21 protein-coding genes and 1 pseudogene are annotated in these 22,729 nt (G+C 72.3%); 12 read left to right on the top strand and 10 right to left on the bottom strand.

The window, feature by feature from the left end; all coding sequences use genetic code 11:
* Positions 1-40 precede the first annotated feature (40 nt).
* The 3 genes and pseudogenes from EJG53_RS12595 to EJG53_RS12585 form a co-directional block, all read right to left on the bottom strand.
* Positions 41-813, bottom strand: a pseudogene (locus tag EJG53_RS12595) (AIM24 family protein).
* Positions 810-1,460, bottom strand: coding sequence for an AIM24 family protein (locus EJG53_RS12590; RefSeq protein WP_125044923.1), 651 nt, complete (start codon positions 1,458-1,460; stop codon positions 810-812). Before EJG53_RS12590 ends, EJG53_RS12595 begins: the two are co-directional and overlap by 4 nt.
* A complete protein-coding gene (locus EJG53_RS12585) occupies positions 1,460-2,098 on the bottom strand; it encodes an AIM24 family protein (protein WP_125044922.1) in 639 nt (212 codons plus the stop codon). The genes EJG53_RS12590 and EJG53_RS12585 overlap by 1 nt, the downstream gene beginning before the upstream one ends.
* Positions 2,099-2,227: 129 nt before the next feature.
* Here EJG53_RS12585 and EJG53_RS12580 point away from each other — a divergent pair, with 129 nt between their 5' ends.
* Positions 2,228-2,572, top strand: coding sequence for a DUF3817 domain-containing protein (locus EJG53_RS12580; RefSeq protein ID WP_031008038.1), 345 nt, complete (start codon positions 2,228-2,230; stop codon positions 2,570-2,572).
* Entirely contained in the window at positions 2,569-2,874 is a 306-nt protein-coding gene (locus tag EJG53_RS12575) for an MTH1187 family thiamine-binding protein (protein ID WP_125044921.1), read from the top strand. The genes EJG53_RS12580 and EJG53_RS12575 overlap by 4 nt, the downstream gene beginning before the upstream one ends.
* Positions 2,875-2,892: 18 nt before the next feature.
* On the opposite strand, the gene EJG53_RS12570 is transcribed toward EJG53_RS12575, so the two are convergent.
* Entirely contained in the window at positions 2,893-3,897 is a 1,005-nt protein-coding gene (locus tag EJG53_RS12570) for an ArsR/SmtB family transcription factor (RefSeq protein WP_125044920.1), read from the bottom strand.
* A 118-nt stretch (positions 3,898-4,015) separates the two neighbouring features.
* Between EJG53_RS12570 and EJG53_RS12565 the strand changes: the two genes are divergently transcribed.
* From EJG53_RS12565 to EJG53_RS12550, 4 genes are all read left to right on the top strand, one after another.
* Positions 4,016-5,329: an MFS transporter gene (locus EJG53_RS12565; protein WP_125044919.1), complete on the top strand. Its 1,314-nt coding sequence runs from the start codon at positions 4,016-4,018 to the stop codon at positions 5,327-5,329.
* 96 nt (positions 5,330-5,425) lie between these two features.
* Positions 5,426-5,935 carry a MarR family winged helix-turn-helix transcriptional regulator gene (locus EJG53_RS12560; protein ID WP_125044918.1) on the top strand — a complete coding sequence of 170 codons (510 nt, stop codon included), beginning with the start codon at positions 5,426-5,428 and terminating at the stop codon, positions 5,933-5,935.
* Positions 5,936-5,988: 53 nt separating this feature from the next.
* Entirely contained in the window at positions 5,989-6,321 is a 333-nt protein-coding gene (locus tag EJG53_RS12555) for a DUF3817 domain-containing protein (RefSeq protein ID WP_125044917.1), read from the top strand.
* Positions 6,322-6,464: 143 nt separating this feature from the next.
* Entirely contained in the window at positions 6,465-8,165 is a 1,701-nt protein-coding gene (locus EJG53_RS12550) for an acyl-CoA mutase large subunit family protein (RefSeq protein WP_125044916.1), read from the top strand.
* Positions 8,166-8,218: 53 nt separating this feature from the next.
* On the opposite strand, the gene secD is transcribed toward EJG53_RS12550, so the two are convergent.
* The 4 genes from secD to EJG53_RS12530 form a co-directional block, all read right to left on the bottom strand.
* Complete coding sequence (gene secD / locus EJG53_RS12545) at positions 8,219-10,561, bottom strand: protein translocase subunit SecD (protein ID WP_125044915.1); 2,343 nt, start codon at positions 10,559-10,561, stop codon at positions 8,219-8,221.
* Between the two features lie 121 nt (positions 10,562-10,682).
* Positions 10,683-11,186 (bottom strand): hypothetical protein, encoded by a 504-nt coding sequence (locus EJG53_RS12540; protein ID WP_125044914.1) that lies wholly within the window; start codon positions 11,184-11,186, stop codon positions 10,683-10,685.
* A gap of 111 nt (positions 11,187-11,297) precedes the next feature.
* Entirely contained in the window at positions 11,298-12,695 is a 1,398-nt protein-coding gene (locus EJG53_RS12535) for a sensor histidine kinase (RefSeq protein WP_125044913.1), read from the bottom strand.
* Positions 12,692-13,474 carry a response regulator transcription factor gene (locus EJG53_RS12530; protein ID WP_244955113.1) on the bottom strand — a complete coding sequence of 261 codons (783 nt, stop codon included), beginning with the start codon at positions 13,472-13,474 and terminating at the stop codon, positions 12,692-12,694. The genes EJG53_RS12535 and EJG53_RS12530 overlap by 4 nt, the downstream gene beginning before the upstream one ends.
* A 63-nt stretch (positions 13,475-13,537) precedes the next feature.
* Here EJG53_RS12530 and EJG53_RS12525 point away from each other — a divergent pair, with 63 nt between their 5' ends.
* Both EJG53_RS12525 and EJG53_RS12520 read left to right on the top strand, forming a co-directional pair.
* On the top strand, positions 13,538-14,701 hold the full coding sequence (locus tag EJG53_RS12525) for a UDP-N-acetylglucosamine--N-acetylmuramyl-(pentapeptide) pyrophosphoryl-undecaprenol N-acetylglucosamine transferase (protein ID WP_125044912.1): 1,164 nt from the start codon (positions 13,538-13,540) through the stop codon (positions 14,699-14,701).
* 62 nt (positions 14,702-14,763) lie between these two features.
* Positions 14,764-15,759 carry a GDP-mannose 4,6-dehydratase gene (locus EJG53_RS12520; protein ID WP_125049333.1) on the top strand — a complete coding sequence of 332 codons (996 nt, stop codon included), beginning with the start codon at positions 14,764-14,766 and terminating at the stop codon, positions 15,757-15,759.
* 78 nt (positions 15,760-15,837) lie between these two features.
* Here the strand turns inward: EJG53_RS12520 and EJG53_RS12515 are convergent, their stop codons facing one another.
* Complete coding sequence (locus EJG53_RS12515; RefSeq protein WP_125044911.1) at positions 15,838-16,524, bottom strand: TetR/AcrR family transcriptional regulator; 687 nt, start codon at positions 16,522-16,524, stop codon at positions 15,838-15,840.
* Positions 16,525-16,878: 354 nt separating this feature from the next.
* Here EJG53_RS12515 and EJG53_RS12510 point away from each other — a divergent pair, with 354 nt between their 5' ends.
* The 4 genes from EJG53_RS12510 (at position 16,879) to EJG53_RS12490 (ending at position 21,140) form a co-directional block, all read left to right on the top strand.
* Entirely contained in the window at positions 16,879-17,841 is a 963-nt protein-coding gene (locus tag EJG53_RS12510; protein WP_125044910.1) for a tetratricopeptide repeat protein, read from the top strand.
* Positions 17,842-18,467: 626 nt separating this feature from the next.
* Positions 18,468-19,109 carry a DUF6230 family protein gene (locus EJG53_RS12500; RefSeq protein WP_125044909.1) on the top strand — a complete coding sequence of 214 codons (642 nt, stop codon included), beginning with the start codon at positions 18,468-18,470 and terminating at the stop codon, positions 19,107-19,109.
* A 140-nt stretch (positions 19,110-19,249) separates the two neighbouring features.
* Positions 19,250-19,756, top strand: a complete 507-nt coding sequence (locus EJG53_RS12495) for a DUF6114 domain-containing protein (RefSeq protein WP_125044908.1) — start codon at positions 19,250-19,252, stop codon at positions 19,754-19,756.
* Complete coding sequence (locus EJG53_RS12490; RefSeq protein WP_125044907.1) at positions 19,746-21,140, top strand: hypothetical protein; 1,395 nt, start codon at positions 19,746-19,748, stop codon at positions 21,138-21,140. Before EJG53_RS12495 ends, EJG53_RS12490 begins: the two co-directional genes overlap by 11 nt.
* An 80-nt stretch (positions 21,141-21,220) precedes the next feature.
* On the opposite strand, the gene pyk is transcribed toward EJG53_RS12490, so the two are convergent.
* A complete protein-coding gene (gene pyk / locus EJG53_RS12485; protein WP_031008005.1) occupies positions 21,221-22,648 on the bottom strand; it encodes a pyruvate kinase in 1,428 nt (475 codons plus the stop codon).
* Between the last annotated feature and the right edge of the window lie 81 nt (positions 22,649-22,729).

The raw sequence follows: 22,729 nt of genomic DNA, 5'->3' as shown, positions 1-22,729 counted from the left end.
CTTGCTCAGACGTTCGAGGTCACCGTCCGCAGACTACCGCTCACAGCCCGAAGCGGCGCTGGAGCCCCCGAGGGCGCCCGGTAGCTGCGGCGTTTGTGAGCCACTTTGGCGCGTTGCCTCACCCCCGCCCGGCACCCCCGCCTCGGCCGTGACCTCCCCCGTCGCCAGCTCGGGCATCAGTTGTTCGGTGGACTGGAGCAGCACCGTGCCCGCCCCGACGAACTCGAACTGGTGCTCCTCGCCGGAGACTCCGCCCAGGCCCGTGTGCGCCCGTACGCCGCCCAGGAATCCCCGCAGGTACTGGTGGTCGTAGTGGTGGCAGGGCGAGGGGCAGTCGGCCCAGCCCACCAGGGCCTGCGGGTCCACCCGGATCGGCGGCTCCATGAAGACGACCGGGCCGTTGGAGGCGGCCACGAACTTGCCCGTGCCGATCAGCGTGAGGAAGCCCGGAATGATCGACTGCTTCAGCGACAGAGATGGCTGAAACGCGAGCAGGTTGCCCGAGCGAATGGTCAGGTTGCCGTCTTCGAGATCGTAGGAATTGACGTCGAACGCCCGGTCGGCGAGGAGCATCTTGCCCTGGCCCTCGGCGACGACCCAGTCCGCCGCGTGCAAAGGCGAATGGAAGCTGTGGGCGATCAGGCGGTCCAGCGCGCCGTGCCCGATGCCCTGGAAGTCGATCCGCCCGTAGTAGGCGATCATCTTCCCCTTCTGCAGGAACCACTGGCCGTTCAGGTCGACGCTGAAGGTGTACTCGTTGACGTTGTCGTCCGAGGGGAGCGTGTGGGGGTCGAAAACGACGGGACCGGTCACAGTTTCTCCTCCGACGCCTGTACGTAGACGGTGCCCTGGCCGGACAGCTCGAGCTGGAACGCCTCTCCCGAGCCGCGGCCGACCATGTCGCGCCAGCCGAGGGCCGTGGAGAGCTTGTTGCGGACGTCGCCGCGGTGCGCCACGTACGCCTGCGGGTCGACGTGGACGGGCCCCTGCGGGGTGATGGGCAGCTCGATGACGCCGCCGTGCGCCATCACGGCCACCGCGCCCTGCCCCTTGAGGGTCGTGGTGAACAGGCCCTGGCCGGTGACCTGGCCGCGCACCATGCCCATGACGCCGCCCTGCGACCCCATGAACATCGTGCCCTGCTGGAGCGTCCCGTCGAAGGCGAGCAGCCGGTCCGCCTCGACGTACAGGGTCTCGCCGGTCAGGTCGACGACATGGATGTGGTGGCCGCCGTGGCCGAAAAGGACCGTTCCGCTCCCTTCCACGGTCATCAGCGGCGTCGCCTCGTTGGCGATCCGCCGGCCGATCATCGAGCCGATACCGCCCTGGCCGCCCTGGATGTTGGGGGTGAAGCTGACGTCGCCCTGATAGGCGAGCATCGCGCCGCGCTGGCTGTACATCCGCTGCCCCGGGCCGATCTGCGCCCGCACCATGCGGGAGTTGACGGAGGTGAACGGCATCAGAGCTCACCGCCGACCGTGTTGCGCTCGCTGGGCTGCACGTACACCAGGCCCTCGCCCTCGAAGCGGATCTGGAAGGACTCGCCGGAGCCCTCGCCCATGAAGGTGCGGAAGTTCACCCCGGACTGGAAGTGCTGCTTGAGGTCGCCGGTGTGGGCCACGTACGCGCCCGGGTCGACCTGGAGCGGGTACTGCTTGGTGACGCGCAGCACCACGGCGGGGCCGTCGGAGACGATCGCGGCCTGGCCGCTGCCCTCGACGGTGGTGGTGAACAGGCCATTGCCCTGCGAGGCGCCGCGCAGCCCGGTGAAGGTGGTGCCGGTGCGCAGCGCGGCGTCGGTGCACAGCAGGTTGCTGGCCTCCACGTACAGCTTCTCGCCGTGCAACTGCACGAGGTTGATCTCGCTCGCGCGGTCGGCGAAGTAGCAGGTGCCGTGGCCCTTCACCTCCATCACTTCCATCTGTTCGCCGGTCAGCCGGCGGGTGACCATGCCGCGCAGCCCGTCACCGCCGCCGGTCATCTTCTTGAACGTCATCCGGCCGTCGTAGGCGACCATCGCGCCGTTCTTCGCCTTGACGGCATCGCCGGTCATGTCGACGGCGAGCACTTTGCTCCCCTGGAGCCGAAACTGAGCCACAGGATCGAAGGTAACCGGCGTACCGACCCCTGAACAGTGATCCTTTGCGGGCCTGCAACAATGGTGACGCCCTTGTGAAATGCCGCACAAGCGCGCCCTGCCGCCACCTGCCACCCGAACGAGGTTCCCGTGGACATCAAGACCGCTTCCGCCCTGCGCCGGCTCCGCCTGGTCTCCGCCCCCGAGGCGGTTTCGTTCCTGCTGTTGCTCGTCTGCTCGGTCCTCAAGCGGACCACCAGCTTCAACGGTGTGATGGTGATGGGCATGGTGCACGGCGTCCTGTTCATCCTGTACGTGGTGTTCTGGCTGGACGCCTGGAACCGCACCAAGTGGCAGTTCAAGACCGCCGCGCTGTACTTCGTGCTCTCCGTGCTGCCCACGGGCGGCTTCTTCGCCGAGCGGATGCTCAAGCGCGAGGCCGAGGCCACCGTCATCGCCGCCCGCGCCCGCCGGGAAGGTGTGGTCAACGCATGATCGTCGCATTTTCGGTCAGCCCGCTGGGGGTGGGTGAAGACGTCGGTGAGTACGTCGCCGACGCCGTACGGGTGGTCCGCGAGTCCGGGCTGCCCAACCGTACGGACGCGATGTTCACGTCCGTCGAGGGTGAGTGGGACGAGGTCATGGACGTCGTCAAGCGCGCCGTGGCCGCCGTCGAGGCGCGCGCCGGGCGGGTCTCGCTCGTCCTGAAGGCCGACATCAGGCCGGGCGTCACCGACGGCCTGACCGCCAAGGTCGAGACCGTCGAGCGCCACCTCGCGGCGGGCTCGGAGAACTGACCGTCCGGACACCGGAGCTCAGCGCGGCGCGCCGCCCGTACCCCCCGCGCTGAGCGCGATGCCCAGCGGCGTCCGCTCGTACAGCACCTGGTGCCCGTGGCGGCGCGAGGTCAGCAGACCGGCGTCGCGCAGCACCGACAACTGCGCCGACACCGACGACGGCGCGAGCCCCAGCCGCTGCGCCAGCGCCGTGGTCGAGGCCGGTTCGTCCAGCGCGACGAGCACCGCCGCCCGGTTCACGCCGAGCAGCCGGGCCAGCGCCGGGCCGGTCTCCGGCTCCTGCCACAGCCCGCCGATGCCGCGCGCCGGGTAGAGGACGGTGGGCTGCCAGTGCGGCTCGTAGGCGCTCACCACGTCGGGCCACACGAAGACGCTCGGCATCAGCAGGACGCCCCGCCCGTCCAGGTCCTGGATCTGGAGGAACCGCGCGCGGGTGCGGACCGTCAGGGTGCCGCCGGACCAGGTGATGCGCGGGCTGAGGTCCGCGAACAGCTTCTCCAGCCCGTCGCTCGCCAACTGCCGGGACCGGTAGGCGACCTCGGCCTCCAGCAGGGCGCGCAGCCGTGGCCAGTCCGGGGCCAGCAGGGCGTGCCAGGCCCGTTCGGTGGCGTCGGCCAGCTCCCGCACGGCGCCCGCCGGGTCCGCCAGCATCGCCCGCCCCTTCGGGGAGGCGGCGGCCCCGGGCGTACAGGCCAGCGACTTGGCCAGCTCCGCGTGGGCGACGGCCGGGTCCGTGGCCCGCACCCGCGCCAGCTCCTCCTCGAAGGGCGCGAGCGACGACTCCGGCGGCGGCCCCAGGAAGTCCGGGGTGTAGCCGGGCTGCGGCGACGGCATCAGGAGCCACAGCGCGGACAGGTCCAGGCCCGCCAGCGCCGTCCGCATCCGCCGCAGCCAGGGCAGGTGGTAGCCGTGCCGGTCGGTGCGCAGCAGGGTCCGTACGGCTTCGTGGGTCTCGCAGAGCGGCGAGATGGCGAAGCGGATGCGCAGCAGGTCGTCCGCGCCGAAGCGCATGTCCAGCGGCATGACCGAGGCCCCCCTCTCCTCATACCTCCACTCTTCCCACCGAGCGGCCGTATCCGTCATGGATTCGTGCCCCGCCGAAAGACTGGGGGCGAAAGGCCCGGCCCGGCACGCTGCCACCATGCCCGTCCCCTCCGGGCCCGCCACCACGGGCCCCGCCGAGCCGCGCTCGGAGCCACCGCCACCCCCTGCCGGAACCGGCTACCGCGCCGTCTTCGCCGTCCCCGAATTCCGCTCCGTCTTCGCCGCCCACCTCCTCTCCTCGCTCGGCGTCGTCCTCTGCGAGATCGCGCTCTCCGTACTCGTCTACCGGCTCACCGGATCGCCGCTGCTGAGCGCGCTCACGTTCGCGCTGGGCCTGCTGCCGTACGTGGTCGGCGGCACCCTGCTCTCCGCCGTCGCCGACCGCTACCCGGCCCGCCGCGTCCTCGTCGTCTGCGACCTGCTGTGCGCGGCCTGCGCCGCCGCGATGCCGGCCCCGGGCACGCCGGTCGCCGTCCTGCTGGCCCTGCGCTGCGCGACCGCCGCCATAGCCCCCGTCTTCGCCGGAACCCGGGCCGGGACCTTGGGCGACGTACTGGGGGACGGCGACCTGTTCGTCCTGGGACGCTCGCTGATCCGCATCGTCAACCAAGGCGCACAACTGGTCGGCTTCGCCGCCGGGGGCCTGCTCCTGGCCGCGGTGGCACCCGGCGCGGTGCTCGCCGTCACCGCCGCCACGTTCCTCGCTTCGGCCCTCCTCCTACGCCTCGGCACCCACCCCCGCCCCGCGCGCTTTACGACCCCCGGGGCGCTGCTGGGCGCCTCCCTGACCGGCACCCGACACCTCCTCTCCGACCGCCGCATCCGCTCCCTTCTCCTCCTGACCTGGCTCCCCCCGACCTTCGTCGTCATCCCCGAAGCACTGCTCATCCCGTACGCGGACTCCCTCGGCGCGGGCCCGGCAGCGGCCGGCCTGCTCATGTGCGCCATGCCCATCGGCGCGATCACCGCCGAAACCCTGGCCGGCACCTACCTGAGCCCCCGGTCCCGCACCCGCCTCACCTTCCCCCTGGCCATCTTCTGCGTCCTCCCCTCCCTGGGCTTCGCCACCCGCCCCTCACTCGGCTGGGCGGTAGCACTCCTGGTCCTGACCGGCACCGGCATCGCCTACAACTTCGGCGTCGACCGCTGGTTCGTGACCGCCGTACCCGACGCCCTCCTGGGCCAGGCCATGACAGTGATGCAGGCGGGCCGCATGACGATCATGGGCTTGGGGATGGGGGCGGCGGGGGTGGCGGCCGAGCTCGCGCCGCTGCGGGTGGTGATGCCGGCTGGTGGGGTGGTGGGGGTGGTGGCGGTGCTGCTGGTGGTGTTCCAGGTCCGGCGGACGCGCGGCGACCGGCTGCCGCTCCCTGGGGACACGGAGACCGCGCCCGTCGGCGGGGCCACCTGAAGCACGGCAGCACCCCGGATCGGAAGATGGTCCCCCCGGATACCGAACCCTGAGACAGGGCTGACCACGATATGGCCGACCGGTAGGGTCGATGGCGTGCCGAAGCCGCTCAGTCTTGCCTTCGATCCGATCGCCCGTGCCGACGAACTGTGGCAGCGACGATGGGGAGCCGTGCCGTCCATGGCCGCGATCACTTCGGTCATGCGGGCCCATCAGATCCTGCTGTCCGAGGTGGACGCGGTGCTGAAGCCGTACGGGCTGACGTTCGCCCGGTACGAGGCGCTGGTGCTGCTCACCTTCTCCAAGGCGGGGGAGCTGCCCATGTCGAAGATCGGGGAGCGGCTGATGGTGCACCCGACCTCGGTGACCAACACCGTCGACCGGCTGGTGAGGTCCGGGCTGGTGGACAAGCGGCCGAATCCGAACGACGGGCGGGGCACGCTGGCGTCCATCACCGAGCAGGGGCGGGTGACCTGTGACAAGGCGACGCGTGACCTGATGGCGATGGAGTTCGGGCTGGGGGCCTACAGCGCCGAGGAGTGCGCGGAGATCTTCGCGATGCTGCGGCCGCTGCGGGTCGCGGCCGGTGATTTCCAGGACGAGTGATCCGTGGTAGGGGCGGCGAAGATCGCCCCGGAACGGGCGGTTACGCTCGGACCATGAAACGCAGCGTGCTGACCCGATACCGGGTGATGGCCTACGTCACCGCCGTCATGCTCCTCGTCCTGTGCGCCTGCATGGTGGCCAAGTACGGCTTCGACACGGGCAAGGACCTGACGCTCGTGGTCTCGCAGATCCACGGCGTGCTCTACATCATCTACCTCGTCTTCGCCTTCGACCTGGGGTCCAAGGCGAAGTGGAAGTTCGGCAAGCTGCTGTGGGTGCTGCTCTCCGGCACCATCCCGACCGCTGCCTTCTTCGTCGAGCGCAAGGTCGTCCGGGAGGTCGAGCCGCTGGTCGCGGAGGGGTCGCCGCAGACGGCGAAGGTGTGAGGGAGCGGACGGTCGCCGTACCGTCGTCGCACGGCCGCCGGGTTCCGCCGGCGGCCTTCGCGTAGGGCCCGACGGGTGCCGTTCGGCGACTTCCGGCCGTCAGCCATCGACAATTACTAGGACGTCCTAGTAAATTCGGGGGTATGGACGCTGACGCGATCGAAGAGGGCCGCCGCCGCTGGCAGGCCCGGTACGACTCGGCCCGCAAGCGGGACGCGGACTTCACCACGCTCTCCGGCGATCCCGTGGAGCCGGCGTACGGCCCCCGTCCGGGCGACACGGTCGACGGCTTCGAGCGCATCGGCTGGCCGGGGGAGTACCCGTTCACCCGCGGCCTGTACCCGACCGGCTACCGCGGCCGTACGTGGACCATCCGCCAGTTCGCGGGCTTCGGCAACGCCGAGCAGACCAACGAGCGGTACAAGATGATCCTGAAGGCGGGCGGCGGCGGACTCTCCGTGGCGTTCGACATGCCGACGCTGATGGGGCGGGACTCCGACGACCCGCGCTCGCTCGGCGAGGTCGGCCACTGCGGTGTCGCCATCGACTCGGCCGCCGACATGGAGGTCCTGTTCAAGGACATCCCGCTCGGTGACGTCACGACCTCGATGACGATCTCCGGACCGGCCGTCCCGGTCTTCTGCATGTACCTGGTCGCCGCCGAGCGCCAGGGCGTCGACCCGGCCGTCCTGAACGGCACGCTCCAGACGGACATCTTCAAGGAGTACATCGCCCAGAAGGAGTGGCTCTTCCCGCCCGAGCCGCACCTGCGCCTGATCGGCGACCTGATGGAGCACTGCGCGCGCGGCATCCCCGCGTACAAGCCGCTCTCGGTCTCCGGCTACCACATCCGCGAGGCGGGCGCGACGGCCGCGCAGGAGTTGGCGTACACCCTCGCCGACGGCTTCGGGTACGTGGAGCTGGGGCTCTCCCGCGGCCTGGACGTGAACACCTTCGCGCCCGGTCTGTCCTTCTTCTTCGACGCCCACCTGGACTTCTTCGAGGAGATCGCGAAGTTCCGGGCGGCCCGCCGCATCTGGGCCCGCTGGATGCGCGACGTGTACGGCGCGACCAGCGAGAAGGCCCAGTGGCTCCGCTTCCACACGCAGACCGCCGGTGTCTCGCTGACCGCCCAGCAGCCGTACAACAACGTCGTCCGTACGGCGGTGGAGGCGCTGGCCGCGGTCCTCGGCGGGACGAACTCCCTGCACACCAACGCCCTGGACGAGACCCTCGCGCTGCCCAGCGAGCAGGCCGCGGAGATCGCGCTGCGCACGCAGCAGGTGCTGATGGAGGAGACCGGCGTCGCCAACGTCGCGGACCCGCTGGGCGGCTCGTGGTTCATCGAGTCGCTGACCGACCGGATCGAGGCCGATGCGGAGAAGATCTTCGAGCAGATCAAGGAGCGGGGCGCCCGGGCGGTGCCGAACGGCGAACACCCCATCGGGCCGATGACGTCCGGCATTCTGCGCGGTATCGAGGACGGCTGGTTCACCGGGGAGATCGCCGAGTCCGCCTTCCGCTACCAGCAGGCGCTGGAGAAGGGCGAGAAGAAGGTCGTCGGCGTCAACTGCCACCACGGCTCGGTCACCGGTGACCTGGAGATCCTGCGGGTCAGCCACGAGGTCGAGCGCGAGCAGGTACGGGTCCTGGCGGACCGCAGGGCGGCCCGGGACGACGCGCGGGTGCGCTCCTCGCTGGACGCGATGCTCGCCGCCGCGCGCGACGGCGGCAACATGATCGAGCCGATGCTGGCGGCCGTACGGGCCGAGGCGACGCTCGGTGAGATCTGTGACGTGCTGCGCGCGGAGTGGGGCGTGTACACGGAGCCCGCGGGGTTCTGACGGCGGTACGTACCGGGGGCGGGGCCGTGTGCGGTCCCGCCCCCGGTGCCGTGTCAGACCACCGCGCCGTTCCCGGCCCCGGCCTTGTCCCGCGGGCGGGCGGCGGGTGCCTCCGGGCCCGGGTGGCGGCTCTCCAGGACGACGGCGGCCGGGGTGGCCGTGAAGATCGTCGAGGCGATGCCGAACAGGACGCCCGCCAGCAGCGCCACGGAGAAGTCGGCCAGTGAGTCGCCGCCCAGCACCGCGAGGGCGGCGAGGACGAACAGGGCACCCATGCCGGTGTTCACGGTGCGGGGCACGGTCTGCACGATCGCCCGGTCGGCGAGGCGCGCGAGCCCCTCCGGACCGCGCGCGGCCCGGTCGCCCTTGGCGGCGCGCCGCAGTTCCCGTACGCGGTCGAAGAGCACGACCGTGTCGTTGACGGAGTAGCCGACGACGGTCAGCAGCGCCGCGAGGAAGACGCTGTCCACCGGTTTGCCCAGCCAGGCGAACAGGCCCACCACCAGCACGACGTCCTGCACCATGGCGAGGACCGCGGCCGTCGCGAACGTCCAGCGGAACCGGATGCTCAGATAGATCAACTGGGCGGCGACCGCGATACCCAGCGCGATCAGTGCCTTGCCGCGCAGCTCGCTGCCCATGCTGGGCCCGATCTTCTCGTCCCGTTCGACCTCGACCGTGCCGCCGGGCTTCTGGAGGGACGCGCGGATACGGTCCTGCTCGGCGTCGGTGAGCTGTTCGGTACGTACGGCGATGCCGCCGTCCCCCGACTCCTGGACGACCGCGCGGGGGAAGCCCGCCGCCGAGACCGCCTCGCGCGCCGTCTCGGCGTCCACCGTACGGCTGGTGCTGTACTCGACGAGCCGGCCGCCGGTGAACTCCACGCCGAACTCCAGCCCGCGAACACCGATTCCGGCGACGGCGAAGAGCAGGAGACCGGCGCCGAGGCCCAGCCAGGTGCGGCGCCTTCGCATCAGCCGCGGTTCGCGACGCGCCAGCCAGCGGCGTACCCGCCCCTCGGACGCCATGCCGGTGATCGCGGGCCGCCGCCGTACGCAGCCCCGGCGCACCGCCCAGCCCGCCAGCACCCGGGTGATGACCAGCGCCGAGACCATCGAGGCCAGCACCCCGATGGACAGCGTGACGCCGAAGCCCTTGACCGGTCCGGTGGCGAAGAGGAACAGCAGGCCGGCGGCGAGCAGCGTGGTGACGTTCGAGTCGAGGATCGCGCTCCACGCCTTGCCGAAGCCCTCGCGCAGCGGGCGCCGCAGATCACCGCCGGAACGGGCCGCGCGGCGCGCGTACTCCTCCCTGGCCCGCTCGAAGACCAGCACATTGGCGTCCACCGCCATACCGATCGCGAGCACGAAACCGGCCAGGCCGGGGAGGGTGAGGGTGGCGCCGAGGGCGACGAGCACGGCGTACGAGATCAGTCCGTACGCGGCGAGGGCGACCGTGGCCAGTGCGCCCAGCAGCCGGTAGACGACGATGACGAACACGCCGGTGCAGAGCAGGCCGATGACGGCGGCGGTGGCACTGGCCTTGATCGCGTCGGCGCCCAGCGTCGGGCCGACGGTGCGCTGTTCGACGACCTCGACGGGCACCGGCAGGGCGCCGCCCTTGACGAGAGCCGCCAGGTCGCGGGCCTCGGTGTCGCTGAAGCCGCCGGTGATCTGGGCGTTGCCGCCGGCGATGCCGGTCCTGCACGGCACGCTCTGCTGCATGCCGGGCGCGGAGATCACCCGGTCGTCCAGCACGATCGCGACCCGCCGGGCCGGATCGCCGGGCGCCGCGCACGCCGCCTGCCCGGTGATCCGCGCCCAGGCGTCCCCGGCGGCGCCGCGGAAGGACAGGTCGACGGTCCAGCCGCGCCCGCCCTGCGCGTCGAAGACGGCCTCCGCGTCCTTGACGCCCTCGCCGGTCAGCGCGGGCGCACCGAGCCGCAGGGCCTGGCCGGGCGTGTCGGGGTCGGCGAGGGTGCGGGTGCGGTCGTCCTTGGCCTTCAGTTCCGGCGTGCCCTTGGGGTCCGGGAGGGCGCTGAGCACGGGGTGGAAGGTGAGTTGCGCGGTACGGCCGATGACCTCGACGGCCTGCTTCGGGTCCTGGACCCCGGGCAGTTCGGCGACGATGCGTTTCTCGCCGGAGCGGGACAACGAGGGTTCGGAGACGCCGAGCGCGTCGATCCGCTGCCGCAGCACCTCCAGCGCCCGGTCGGTGGCGGCGGAGTCGGCACGGGCGGTGGGCGAGTCCCGGGTCTCCAGGACGATCTGGGTACCGCCGCGGAGATCGAGGCCGAGGCGGGCGGGGGTGGTCAGGGCGAAGAACAGGGACACGGCGACGACGGCGAGCGCGATCAGCGCACGCCAGGGCCGCCGCGACGGAGCGCGGGACGGCATGGGGTTCCCCTTCAGGGATACGGAGGCGGGGCGCGGGGCGGTCGCGCGCACCGGGCCGGGACGGCGCGCCGAGGGCGTCGCCGGGCATGCCGGTGCTGCGGGCCGCCGTACGCCTGGGGCGTCAGCGTCTCCGTACGAAGGGAGGTCCGCGCGGGCTGCGCGGGGAGTACCGGGCCCAGGGCGGCGCCCGCTCCTGGCGCGGGCCGACGGTCTCGCCGTACCCGAAGGGGGAGTGGCGGGGCGCCGGGGACGCGGTGGGCAGCGCGCCCGGGAGGCCGGGGAAGCGCGGGTGCGGGAGGACGGCCTGGACGTGGGCGGTGGCGGTCTGGCGGGCCACCGGCCGGTCCGGGGTGGTGCGGGCGTCGGCCCGGGGGTGGCCGGGCGCGGTGTGTGCCGTGAGTACCTGGGGTGCGGCGGCGGACGATGGCCGGGAAGCGGTGCCGGCGGGGCCGGAAGTGGTGCCTGCCGGACTTGTGGCGGCAGCAGCCGGTGAGCCGGTCAGCAGCGGCCCGGACGTGGCGCCCGCCATTCCGGACGTCCCGGCCAGGACCAGCAGGACGGCCCACAGCCCGGCCAGCGCGCGGGGCAGGACGCCCGGCAGCGCACGGCGTGCTCGTCCGCTCACCGCCCGCCCCTTCCGGTCCGCCCGTTCGGCCCGTACCCGGCCGTGATTCCGGCCCAGGGTAGTACGCCGTTGCCGGACCGGGACCCGTACAACCTCCCGTACGGTCCCGTCCTACCCCACCGGGAAGCGGAGGCGGAAGAGCGCCCCGCCGCCCGGCGCCTGGGCTGCCGTCAGTTCGGCGTGGTGGGCGCGGGCGATCTGGCGGGCCATGGCCAGGCCGAGGCCGGAGCCGGGCAGCGCGCGGGCGGTCTCGGCACGGTAGAAGCGGTCGAAGACGTGCGGCAGGTCCTCGGCGGTGATGCCGGGGCCGTGATCGCGTACGGTCAGCTCCAGCGCGTCCCCCGCCAGGGCCAGTTCCGTCTCGACCGGGCCGCCGGGCGGTGAGAACTTCGCCGCGTTGTCCAGGAGGTTGGACAGCAGCCGGGACAGCCGCGCCGGTACGCCCGGGACGGTCACCCCGTGTGCCGCACCGTCGGCCCGTACGGTGAACGTGATCTCCGGCCAGTGGCCGCGCGCCGCCTCCACCGCGTGCTCCAGCAGCGCCGCCGGGCGGACCTGTTCCACCAGCGGCTGCGGCTCCTCGTCCCGGGCCAGTTCGATCAGGTCGTTGACGAGGGTGGTGACCTCGCGGAGCTGGCGGCCCAGGGCGCCGGACGCGCGGTCGCGCTGGGCGTCGGTCAGCCGGTCGGCACGGGCGAGCAGTTCGGCGTTGGTGCGCAGCGCGGTCAGCGGGGTGCGCAGCTCGTGGGAGGCGTCCGCGACCAGCCGGCGCTGTGCGGCGACCGACTGTTCCAGTTCGCCGAGCATGGTGTTGAAGCTGGCGGCGAGGCGGGTGACCTCGTCCTCGCGGCCGGGCGGCCCGGCGGGCAGTTCGATGCGGTGCCGGGCGTCGCGGGTGGCGGCGATGCGTTCGGCGGTGGCGGTGAGGCGGGCGACCGGGGCCAGGCCGGTGCGCGAGACCCAGTAGCCGAGCCCGGCCGCCAGCAGGACACCGGCGCCGCCGACTCCCGCCAGTGCCAGCGCGGCCTTCTGGACGCCGCGCTGCACGGTGTCCGTGCGCAGTGCGACCTGGAGCGCCTCGTCCTTGCCGCGCAGCCGCACGGTGTACATGCGCACCGGGTAACCGGCCACGGTCAGCTCGCTGTAGTACGGCGCGTGCCGCCCGGCGGCGACTGCGCGGGTGGTGTCGTCGACCGGCAGCGCGTAAGGGGCGCGCGGGTCCCTGGACTTGTCGGAGGGGACCGACTGGACACAGGGAACGGCCTGGAAACGGCAGCTCGTGTCGCCCGCAGTCGGGCCCCAGGTGCGCATCTTCTCGGAGTACTGGGCTGCTGTCTGGGCCAGGTTCAGTTCCAGTTGCCGGGTCATCTGGTAGCGGATGATGAAGAACGCCGCCGTGCAGATGCCGACCGCCACCAAGGCCACTGCGGCGGATGCGGCGATCGCCAGCCGGGTCCGCAGCGGCCGGCGCCGCCGCCAGCGCGCGCCCAGGCCGCGCCGCCCGCTCACGCCCGTCCCGCCCTGCCGCCCCGGCCCGCCTGGCCCGGCTCGTCCAAGCGGTAGCCGACGCCGTGCACGGTGTACACCAGCCGGGCCTCGCCGCCCGCCTCCAGTTTGCGGCGCAGGTAACCCACGTACACGGCGAGCGAGTTGGAGTCCGGCCCGAAGTCGCGGCCCCAGACCCGCTCCAGGATCACCTCGCGCGGCATCACCTGCCCGGGGTGCAGCAGGAGCAGTTCCAGCAGGGCCCACTCCGTACGGCTGAACTCCAGCGGCCGCCCGCCCCGGTGGCCGGTGCGCGTCAGCGGGTCGACGACCAGGTCGGCGAAGGCCAGCGAGGTGTCGTCGGCGGCGCCGGCCGACGCGCGGCGCAGCAGCGCCCGCACCCGCGCGACCAGCTCGTCCAGCGCGAACGGTTTGACGAGATAGTCGTCGGCGCCCGCGTCCAGCCCGTCCACCCGCTCGCTGACCGAGTCCAGCGCGGTCAGCACCAGGATCGGCGTACGGTCGTCCAGCGCGCGCAGCCGCCGGCAGACCGCCAGGCCGTCCAGCACCGGCATCATCACGTCCAGCACGATCGCGTCCGGCTGCCAGGAGGCCACCTCGGACAGCGCCGCCAGCCCGTCGGCGGCGCCGCGCACCGCGTACCCCTCCACGGTGAGGCCGTCTTCGACGGCGGCCCGTACCTCCGGTTCGTCGTCCACGACGAGGATCTTCGGCGGGGACGCGGCGGCGGGCTGCTGGGCGGCGCTCCGGGGCGCGGGGTGCGGTGCAGGCGAGGACGGCATGCACACAGGCTGCCAAACCTCCGTCTTAGAACCTTCTTAGGGCGCTTGACGAGCGTGGCGGCCATGCGCACACCACTCTCAGTCGTCATCGGTGCGGGCGGTACCGGCGGCCACATCTACCCCGGGCTCGCCCTCGCGGACGCTCTGCGCCGGGCTGTGCCCGACGCGGTGGTCTCCTTCGTCGGTACGGAGCGCGGGCTGGAGACGCGGCTCATCCCGCAGGCCGGATACCGCCTGCACACCGTGGACATGATCCCCTTCGACCCGTCGCTCGGCGCCAAGCGCTATCTGCTGCCCGCCGCGCTGCTGAAATCGGGCGCGCAGTGCCGCTCGATCCTGCGGCAGCAGGAGGCCCAGGTCGCGGTCGGCATGGGCGGCTACCCGAGCGCGCCGGTCATCGTGGGGGCGCGGCTGGCCGGGCTGCCCAGCCTGGTCCACGAGTCCAACGCGGTGCCCGGCCGGGCCAACAAGTTCGCCGCCCGGCTCACCCCGCACATCGCGCTCGCCTTCGACCGCAGCCGCGCGCACCTGACGGGCGGCGAGCGCGCCGAGACGGTCGGGATGCCGCTGGTCGGGCCGCTGGCGAACCTGGACCGTACGGCGCTGCGGGAGCGGGCGCGCCGGGAACTGGGCGTGCCGGCCGGCACCCGGCTGCTGCTCGTCAACGGCGGCAGCCTGGGCGCGGCCCGGCTCACCGAAGCCGCGGTCGGCCTGGCGGCCCGCCACCGGACCCGTACGGACCTGCGGCTACTGATCAAGACCGGGCCCGCGGCGCTGGACGGGACCCGGGAGCGGCTGGTGGCGACGGGCGGCGCGGCGGTCGCCGAGGCCGTCCCGTACCTGGACCGGATGGACCTGGCCTACGCCGCCGCCGACCTCGTGGTGTGCCGGGCCGGTTCGGCGACCGTCGCCGAACTGGCGACGATCGGGATGCCCGCGGTCCTGGTCCCGTACCCGCACGCGCCCGGCGACCACCAGACGCACAACGCGCGGGTGCTCTCCGACGCGGGCGCCGCCGTCCTCCTGCCGGACGCCGAGACCACCGCGGAACGCCTGGACGCACTCGTCACCCCGCTGCTCGACGACCCCGCCCGGCTGGCCGCCATGGGCCAGGCCGCCGACCCGGGCACCCACGCGCGCGCCGCCGACCTGCTGGCCGCCAAGGTCCTGCGGCTGGCCGGCCACCCCGCAGCCCACCCCACCACCTACCTGAGGGAGACCGCATGAGCACCCGCATGAGCACCACCGACCACGCCACCGCCATCAACGCCACCGCCGGCCACGCCGCCATGGAAGCCCGCTGGAAGGACCGCACCGTCCTGGTCACCGGCGCCGAGGGCTTCATCGGCTCGACGCTGGTGGACCAGCTCGTCGGGTACGGCGCGAAGGTGCGCGCGTTCGTGCACTACAAGCCGTACGCGGAGAAGGGGCACCTGGCCCGCTACCTGGGCCCGGACAGCCCGGTCGAGATGGTCGCGGGCGACGTGCGGGACGCCGGACGGGTGGCGGACGCCGTCGCCGGCTGCGACACGGTCTTCCACCTCGCCGCCCTCATCGGCATCCCGTACAGCTACGACTCGCCCGGCGCCTACGTCCAGACCAACGTCGTGGGCACCGAGAACATCGCCGAGGCCTGCCGCCGCCACTCCGTGCGCCGCCTGGTGCACACCTCCACCAGCGAGGTGTACGGCACCGCCCTGACCGCGCCGATCAGCGAGGACCACCCGCTGCAGCCGCAGTCCCCGTACTCCGCCTCGAAGATCGGCGCGGACATGATGGCGCTCTCCCACTGGCACGCCTTCGAGCTGCCGGTCACGGTCGTCCGCCCGTTCAACACCTACGGCCCGCGCCAGTCCGCGCGCGCCGTCATCCCCACCATCCTGGCGCAACTGCACGCGGGCTCCCGGGAGATCCGGCTGGGCTCGCTCACCCCGACCCGCGACTTCACCTACGTCACCGACACCGCGGCCGGCTTCCTGGCGATGGCCGACTGCGACCGGGCGCTGGGCGAGGTCGTCAATCTCGGTACGGGGCGCGAGATCTCCATCGGTGACCTGGCGCGGGCCCTGATCGCCGCGTCCGGGCGGGACGCCGAGGTGGTGGTGGAGGGCTCCCGGCTGCGGCCCGCCGGGAGCGAGGTCCAGCGACTGCTTTCGGACAATTCGCGGGCGCGCGAGTGGGCCGGGTGGGCGCCGGAGGTGTCCCTGGAGGACGGGCTGAAGCGGACGTCGGAGTGGGTCGCGGAGCATGTGCACCTGTTCGCGGCGGACCGGTACCAGGTCTGAGGGACAGGCGGTACGGGTACGGGCGCCCGGCGCGAGGGGCGGCCCGTCCCCGTACCGGTACGTGGCCGCCCGGCAGCCTCACGCCCCGGCCGGGCCCGCTTCCGCGAGTCCGGCCAGCCCCGTCAGCAGCAGCGCGCTGAACTGCTGCGCCCACAGCTCGTCCACCGGCTCCGCGCTGACCAGCGCCCGGTGCACGACGGCGCCCGCGATCACGTCGAAGATCAGCCCCACCGCCCGCCCGGCGGCCGCCGCGCCCTCCTCGCCGTCCGGGTCCGGCGGCAGCTCCCCGCGCGCCTGGGCCCGCTCGCGTCCGAGGATCACCAGCCGCTTCTGCCGTTCGACCACGGCGGAGCGGATCCGGATCCGCAGCGCCTCGTCGGTGGTGGACTCGGCGACCACGGCCATCAGCGCGGTCTTGGTCTCCGGACGGGCCAGCAGGGAGGCGAACTGCAGGACGACGCCCTCGATGTCGGCCTGGAGGCAGCCCCGGTCGGGGAGTTCGAGTTCGTCGAAGAGGACCGCCACGGCGTCCAGGACCAGCTCGTTCTTGTTGGCCCAGCGGCGGTAGAGGGTCGTCTTGGCGACCCCGGCGCGGGCGGCCACGTCGCTCATCGTGAGCTTGCCCCAGCCCAGCTCGACCAGTGCGGCGCGGGTGGCGTCGAGGATCGCGCGGTCCGCCTCGGCGCTGCGCGGCCGGCCCGTACGGCTCCGGGGACCCGCACGGTCCGCGGGGGAGCTGGTGCCGGTGAGGGGGCAGCGGTGCATGGGGGCGACCATACCGGCCAGTAGCCGCGGGCGGGCCCGGCCTCGTGAGGCAGATCACCCGTACGGTTCGCGGGAGGGGGTGCCGGGCCGGGGCGCCGGACAGTTACGCTACGGGTCGTAGCGAAAGGGTGGGCCCGCACGGCCCGCCCCGGACGCGACAACCACAGGCCGCGGGTGGGGACCCGGGGCCACCGCAGCACCGCACCGGCCCCGGGCCGGTGCACGCGGCACCTCCGTCCTGCGCCGGCACACCGGCGGGCCGCATGGACGGACCGGCGCCGCGCACTTTTTCGCGCACCGTGAATTTTCGGCACCGCTTTTCGCAACGGTCCGCGGAAGGGGGAGGATAGGCCCATGCAGCCACGCAACATGTCCATGAGTGGAGTCGTCGACCTCGCCGCGGTGAAGGCGGCCGGGGAAGCGAAGCAGAAGGCGGAGCAGGCGCGCGCCGAGGCGGCCCGCACCGGCCGGCCCACGGGCGGCGCCCGTCTGGTGTTCGACGTCGACGAGGCGGGGTTCCAGCAGGACATCCTCCAGCGCTCCACCGAGGTGCCGGTCGTCATCGACTTCTGGGCCGAGTGGTGCGAGCCGTGCAAGCAGCTCGGCCCGCTGCTGGAGCGGCTGGCGGGGGAGTACGCCGGCAAGTTCGTCCTGGCCAAGATCGACGTCGACCGCAACCAGGCGCTGTTCCAGCAGTTCGGCGTGCAGGGCATCCCGGCGGTCTTCGCGGTCGTCGCGGGCCAGCCGATCCCGCTGTTCCAGGGCGCGGCCCCGGAGGCGCAGATCCGCCAGGTGCTGGACCAGCTCGTCCAGGCCGCCGAGCAGCAGTTCGGGATCGTCGGCGCGCCCGTCGACCCGGCGGACGCCGCGCCGCAGGAGGACGTCCCCGAGCCGGCCGGCCCGTACGACGCCCTGCTGGAGGCCGCGAACCAGGCGCTGGACGCCGGTGACCTCGACGGTGCCGTCCAGGCGTACAAGAACGTGCTCTCCGACGACCCGGCGAACCCGGAGGCCAAGCTCGGCCTGGCACAGGCCGAACTGCTGCGCCGGGTGCGTGACCTGGACCCGCAGGAGGTGCGCAAGGCGGCGGCCGACGACCCCGCCGACGTGCAGGCGCAGATCAAGGCGGCCGACCTGGACCTGGTCGGCGGTCATGTGGAGGACGCCTTCGGGCGGCTGGTGGACACCGTCCGGCGCACGGCGGGCGACGACCGCGAGGCCGCGCGGGTCCGGCTGCTGGAGCTGTTCGAGGTCATCGGCACCGACGATCCCCGGGTGATCTCGGCCCGTACGGCCCTGGCGCGGGTGCTGTTCTGATCCCCCTCTGACCCCTCGGCGTCCGGTCCCCCGCGCCCCCTGAGGCGCGCGGACCTCACCACTCGGCAGCGGCCACGTTTTACCAAATCTTGGTAATCGTGGCCGCTGTTACTTGGAGTAAGAGGAGCGAGGGTTTTTGCCGGTGTTCCTCCCCGATCGCCCCATGTCTCCTCACCACTGGTGACAACCCTGGGTGCTCGCCCGATTTCGCGCCGTCGCACCCTGGTCATCTCTCCGTTACTCGCAAGTAACGAACCCCTTGTGCGACAGCCGCCGATGCACCACGATCGGCCACGCTCGGTCCATTCCCGCCGCCCGGCAACCGGTCGGCGCCGCGGGGTCCATGGGTCCCCACCGAGTGGCCGGCGGCACCGTCACCGGTCCCGGACAGGGGGGTTCCTGCTCACCCGGCAGGGCCTGTCCGACAAACGCCGCGCGTGAGCGTGGCCAGTGGTTGTCGCTCGGGGGTGATCGCCGGTGCATCGGAACGCCGTACGCCCGTACGCCATTTCGATACGGGCGCTCTCCTTCCCGAGGACGTAGCACTTCTCCCATCCCAGGTACGGCCGCCGTCTCCCGAGACCCGGACCGCGACCGGAGATGTACGTCCGAGAAGGAGGAAAGTCATGGAGTCCCTGGCTCGTGGCGGGACCAGATGGAAGCGGTTCGCCGTTGTCATGGTGCCGAGCGTCGCGGCGACGGCTGCCATCGGAGTCGCCATCGCGCAGGGTGCGCTGGCGGCGTCGTTCAGCGTCTCCGGTCAGCAGTTCAAGGTCACCGCGTCCGAACTCGACGGTGACGGATTCGTCCAGTACGGCGCCCTCGACAAGGGCAAGAACGGCCAGCACCCGGTCGCCGTGGTGGGCCTGAACTCCGCGAAGATCACCAACCTGTGCCAGTCGGTCGTCGTGCCGGTGCCGGTCTTCGGCGACGTGACGATGCAGCTCAAGGCGGGCGGTGACGGCGGCCCGAAGGTCCTGGCGAAGAAGCTCTACATCGACGCCGACGACCTGCAGACCAACGCGACGTTCACCAACGTGGACATCGGCGTCTCGGTGGACGACACCGGCGCCGACGGCAAGACGCCCGGTCCGGCCAAGCCCGGCGAGGGGGGCAGGGGTGCCTACCTCCCCGGCTCCTTCGCCCAGCAGGCCGAGCATGTGCTGTTCAAGGACGTCAAGCAGCGCGCCTGGGCCACCACGGCCGGCACGTTCCAGCTCAGCGGTCTGCACATGAGCGTCAGCCGCGGCAAGAACGAGTGCTACTGACGCACTGAGCGCACGGGGGCGGGGGTGCGCGTGGCGGCGGTCCGCCGTCCGCGCGCCCCGCACCCGTACGCCGGTGGCCGCCGCGCCACGCACCCCGGCTCACGTACCACCGATTAGCCAGTCCCGAGGAGCTGTACGACATGAGCGCCGACACGCGACCACGACTGAACGAGAAGACCGGCCGCAAGCGCACTTCGTTCCGGGAGTGGCGAGGTCAGCGCCCGTTCTGGGGCGGGGTGCTGACGCTGCTGGCCGGATTCCCGATCATGTACATCCCCTACGCGAACCTCACGATCGGCTCCCTGACCGTCCGGATGGCGACGACCGCGGGCGCCGGCTCGCTGATCATCGGCGTACTCCTGGTCGTGCTCGGCCTGACCATGTGGTTCCAGCCCGCCTCCCGCGTCTTCGCGGGGGTCGCGGCGATCCTGCTGTCCCTGGTCTCCCTGGTGGTCTCCAACTTCGGCGCCTTCGTGGTCGGCTTCCTGCTGGGCCTGATCGGCGGCGCGCTGGCGGTCTCCTGGGCGCCGGGCAAGCCCATCGCCCCCGAGGGGGGCGAGCCGGCCCGGCCCGTGGGCGGCGCACCGGACGGCCTGTCAGGAGCGAGCCCGGTCACCGGGACGAACGGGAGGAACAGTGCCGGGTGACGAGCACGAGACGCAGGCGGCCGCCCCGGCGGCGAGAACCGGGCCGCGCCACGCGGCCCCGCGCAAACCGCTGCTGACCCGGCTGCACGTCCCCGCGGGCAAGGCGATCGCGCTCGCCGCGATGCCCACCGCGGTCCTGATGGGCATGGGCCTGACACCGCAGTTGGCGATGGCCAAGCCGCAGCCGCCGGAGAGCCCCTTCAGGAACGGCCCGTGCGTCAGCGCCCCCGACAAGGCGGAGCAGGACGCCAAGGACAAGGCGGCCAAGGAGAAGGCGGCCAAGGAGAAGGCGGAGAAGGCGGAGAAAGACAAGGCCGCCAAGGACAAGGCCGAGAAGGAGAAAGCGGCCGAGGACAAGGCGGCCGAGGACGGGTCCGGCAAGGACCAGGGCTCCGGCACCGGGAACTCCGGTACGGACGACACCCCCGCCCCCGGCGCCACCTCCCCGTCCCCGGGCAAGAACGGTACGTCCCCGTCCCCGTCCCCGTCCGCGGGCAAGTCCACCGCCCCGTCCCCCTCCGCCACCCCGTCCCCCTCGGAGCAGAACCCCTGGTACGACCCGCTGGGCGTGGGCAAGAAGCTGCACGACGTCTTCCACCCCGGCGGCAGCGCGTCCGGCACCCCGGGCACGTCCCCGTCGCCGTCCCCGTCCTCCTCCGCACCCTCGGGCAAGGACTCCGGATCCGGCTCCGGCGGCACGTCCGCCAAGCCCGGCGGCAAGGCCACCGACCGCCTCAAGGACACCGCCGGCAAGCTGGGCAAGGCGGCCGACGACGCCGAGGACAAGGCGGGCAAGGCGCTGGACGACGCGAAGGACAAGGCGGACGACGCCTCGCCGTCGGCCACCCCGTCCCCGTCCCCCAGCGGCAGCGCCGGCCCGGACGCCCCCGACGCGGACGGCAGGAAACCGTTCCCCTGCGTCGAGGAGAAGAAGGTCGCGGGCAAGGCCGAGCAGCCGCCGACCGCCGTCCCGAACCAGCCCTGGTACCTGGAGTCCAGCGGCCTGACCCTGCGCGGCCTGGACTACGAGGGCGTCGTCAACCTCACGATGCCGAACGGCCGGACCAAGCAGGCGCTGAAGTTCACCGCGGACAGCATCGACATCGGCGACCTCCACCAGATCGTGGACGGCCCGGCCGGGAAGAAGTACCACGTCCAGGCGGCCGCGGGTTCCACCTCGACGATCCGCGACGGCAAGGTCACCATGTACACCGAGCGTCTCCAGGGGAACCTCTTCGGCCTGATCCCGATCGTCTTCGACCCGGAGCACCCGCCGCCCCTCAACGTCCCCTTCGCGTACTTCACCAAGGTGAAGATCACCCAGGCGGGCCAGTTCGGCGGCACCCTGACGATTCCGGGGCTGCACCACTCGGTCTCGGACTGAGTCCGGCACGTGCGTACGGCGGTGGGCCGCACCCCCGAGGGGATGCGGCCCACCGCCGTACTCAGGTCACGCGCCGCGCGTCAGCCGCGGTCGCCGCCCAGGTGGTGGACGCGGACCATGTTGGTGGTGCCGGGGACGCCGGGGGGCGAACCGGCCGTGATGATCATGGTGTCGCCGTCGTTGTAGCGCTGGAGCTTCAGCAGCTCGGCGTCGACCAGGTCGACCATCTCGTCGGTGTGCTCCACGTGCGGCACGACGAAGGTCTCCACGCCCCAGCTCAGCGCGAGCTGGTTGCGGGTGGCGGCGTCCGTGGTGAAGGCCAGGATCGGCTGGGCCGCGCGGTAGCGGGACAGGCGGCGGGCGGTGTCACCGGACTTGGTGAAGGCCACCAGCGCCTTGCCGTTGAGGAAGTCGGCCATCTCGGCGGCCGCGCGGGCCACCGCGCCGCCCTGGGTGCGGGGCTTCTTGCCCGGGACCAGCGGCTGCAGGCCCTTGGACAGCAGCTCCTCCTCGGCCGCCTCGACGATCTTCGACATCGTCTTGACGGTCTCGATCGGGTACTGGCCGACCGAGGACTCGGCGGAGAGCATGACCGCGTCGGCGCCGTCCAGGATCGCGTTGGCGACGTCGGACGCCTCGGCGCGGGTCGGCCGCGAGTTGGTGATCATCGACTCCATCATCTGGGTCGCCACGATCACCGGCTTGGCGTTCCGCCGGCACATCTCCACCAGGCGCTTCTGCACCATCGGGACCTTTTCGAGGGGGTACTCCACGGCCAGGTCGCCACGGGCCACCATGACGCCGTCGAAGGCCGCGACGACCTCCTCCATGTTGTTGACCGCCTGCGGCTTCTCCACCTTGGCGATCACCGGGACGCGCCGGCCGACCTCGTCCATGACGCGGTGCACGTCGTTGACGTCCTTGGCGTCCCGTACGAAGGACAGCGCGACCAGGTCGCAGCCCATGTTCAGGGCGAACTTCAGGTCGTCGATGTCCTTCTCGGACAGCGCCGGGACGTTGACCGCCGCGCCGGGCAGGTTGATGCCCTTGTGGTCGGAGATGACGCCGCCCTCGATGACGATGCAGCGCACCCGGGGGCCGTCGACCTCGACGACCTGGAGTGCGACATTGCCGTCGTTGATCAGGACCGGGTCGCCCTTGGAGACGTCGGCGGGCAGGCCCTTGTAGGTCGTGCCGCAGATGGTCTTGTCGCCGGGCACGTCCTCGGTGGTGATGACGAACTCGTCGCCGCGCACCAGCTCGACCGGGCCGTCGGCGAAGGTCTCCAGGCGGATCTTGGGGCCCTGGAGGTCGGCCAGCACGCCGATGGCGCGGCCGGTCTCCTCGGCGGCCTTGCGGACGCGGTGGTAGCGCTCCTCGTGCTCCGCGTGGGTGCCGTGGCTCATGTTGAATCGGGCCACGTTCATGCCGGCCTCGATCAGCGTCTTCAGCTGGTCGTAGGAGTCGACGGCGGGGCCCAGGGTGCAGACGATTTTGGAACGGCGCATGGCTCAATCCTATCGTTTGTTTCGGAGCGGAATTATTTGGGCTCGGGTGCCCGGATGCGTGCTGTGGGCCAGGCGCCGCGG

Source organism: Streptomyces chrestomyceticus JCM 4735 (assembly GCF_003865135.1).
GTDB classification, from domain to species: domain Bacteria; phylum Actinomycetota; class Actinomycetes; order Streptomycetales; family Streptomycetaceae; genus Streptomyces; species Streptomyces chrestomyceticus.
The sequence above is the reverse complement of the archived record's forward strand: the minus strand, read 5'-3'. Positions and strand labels throughout refer to the sequence as shown.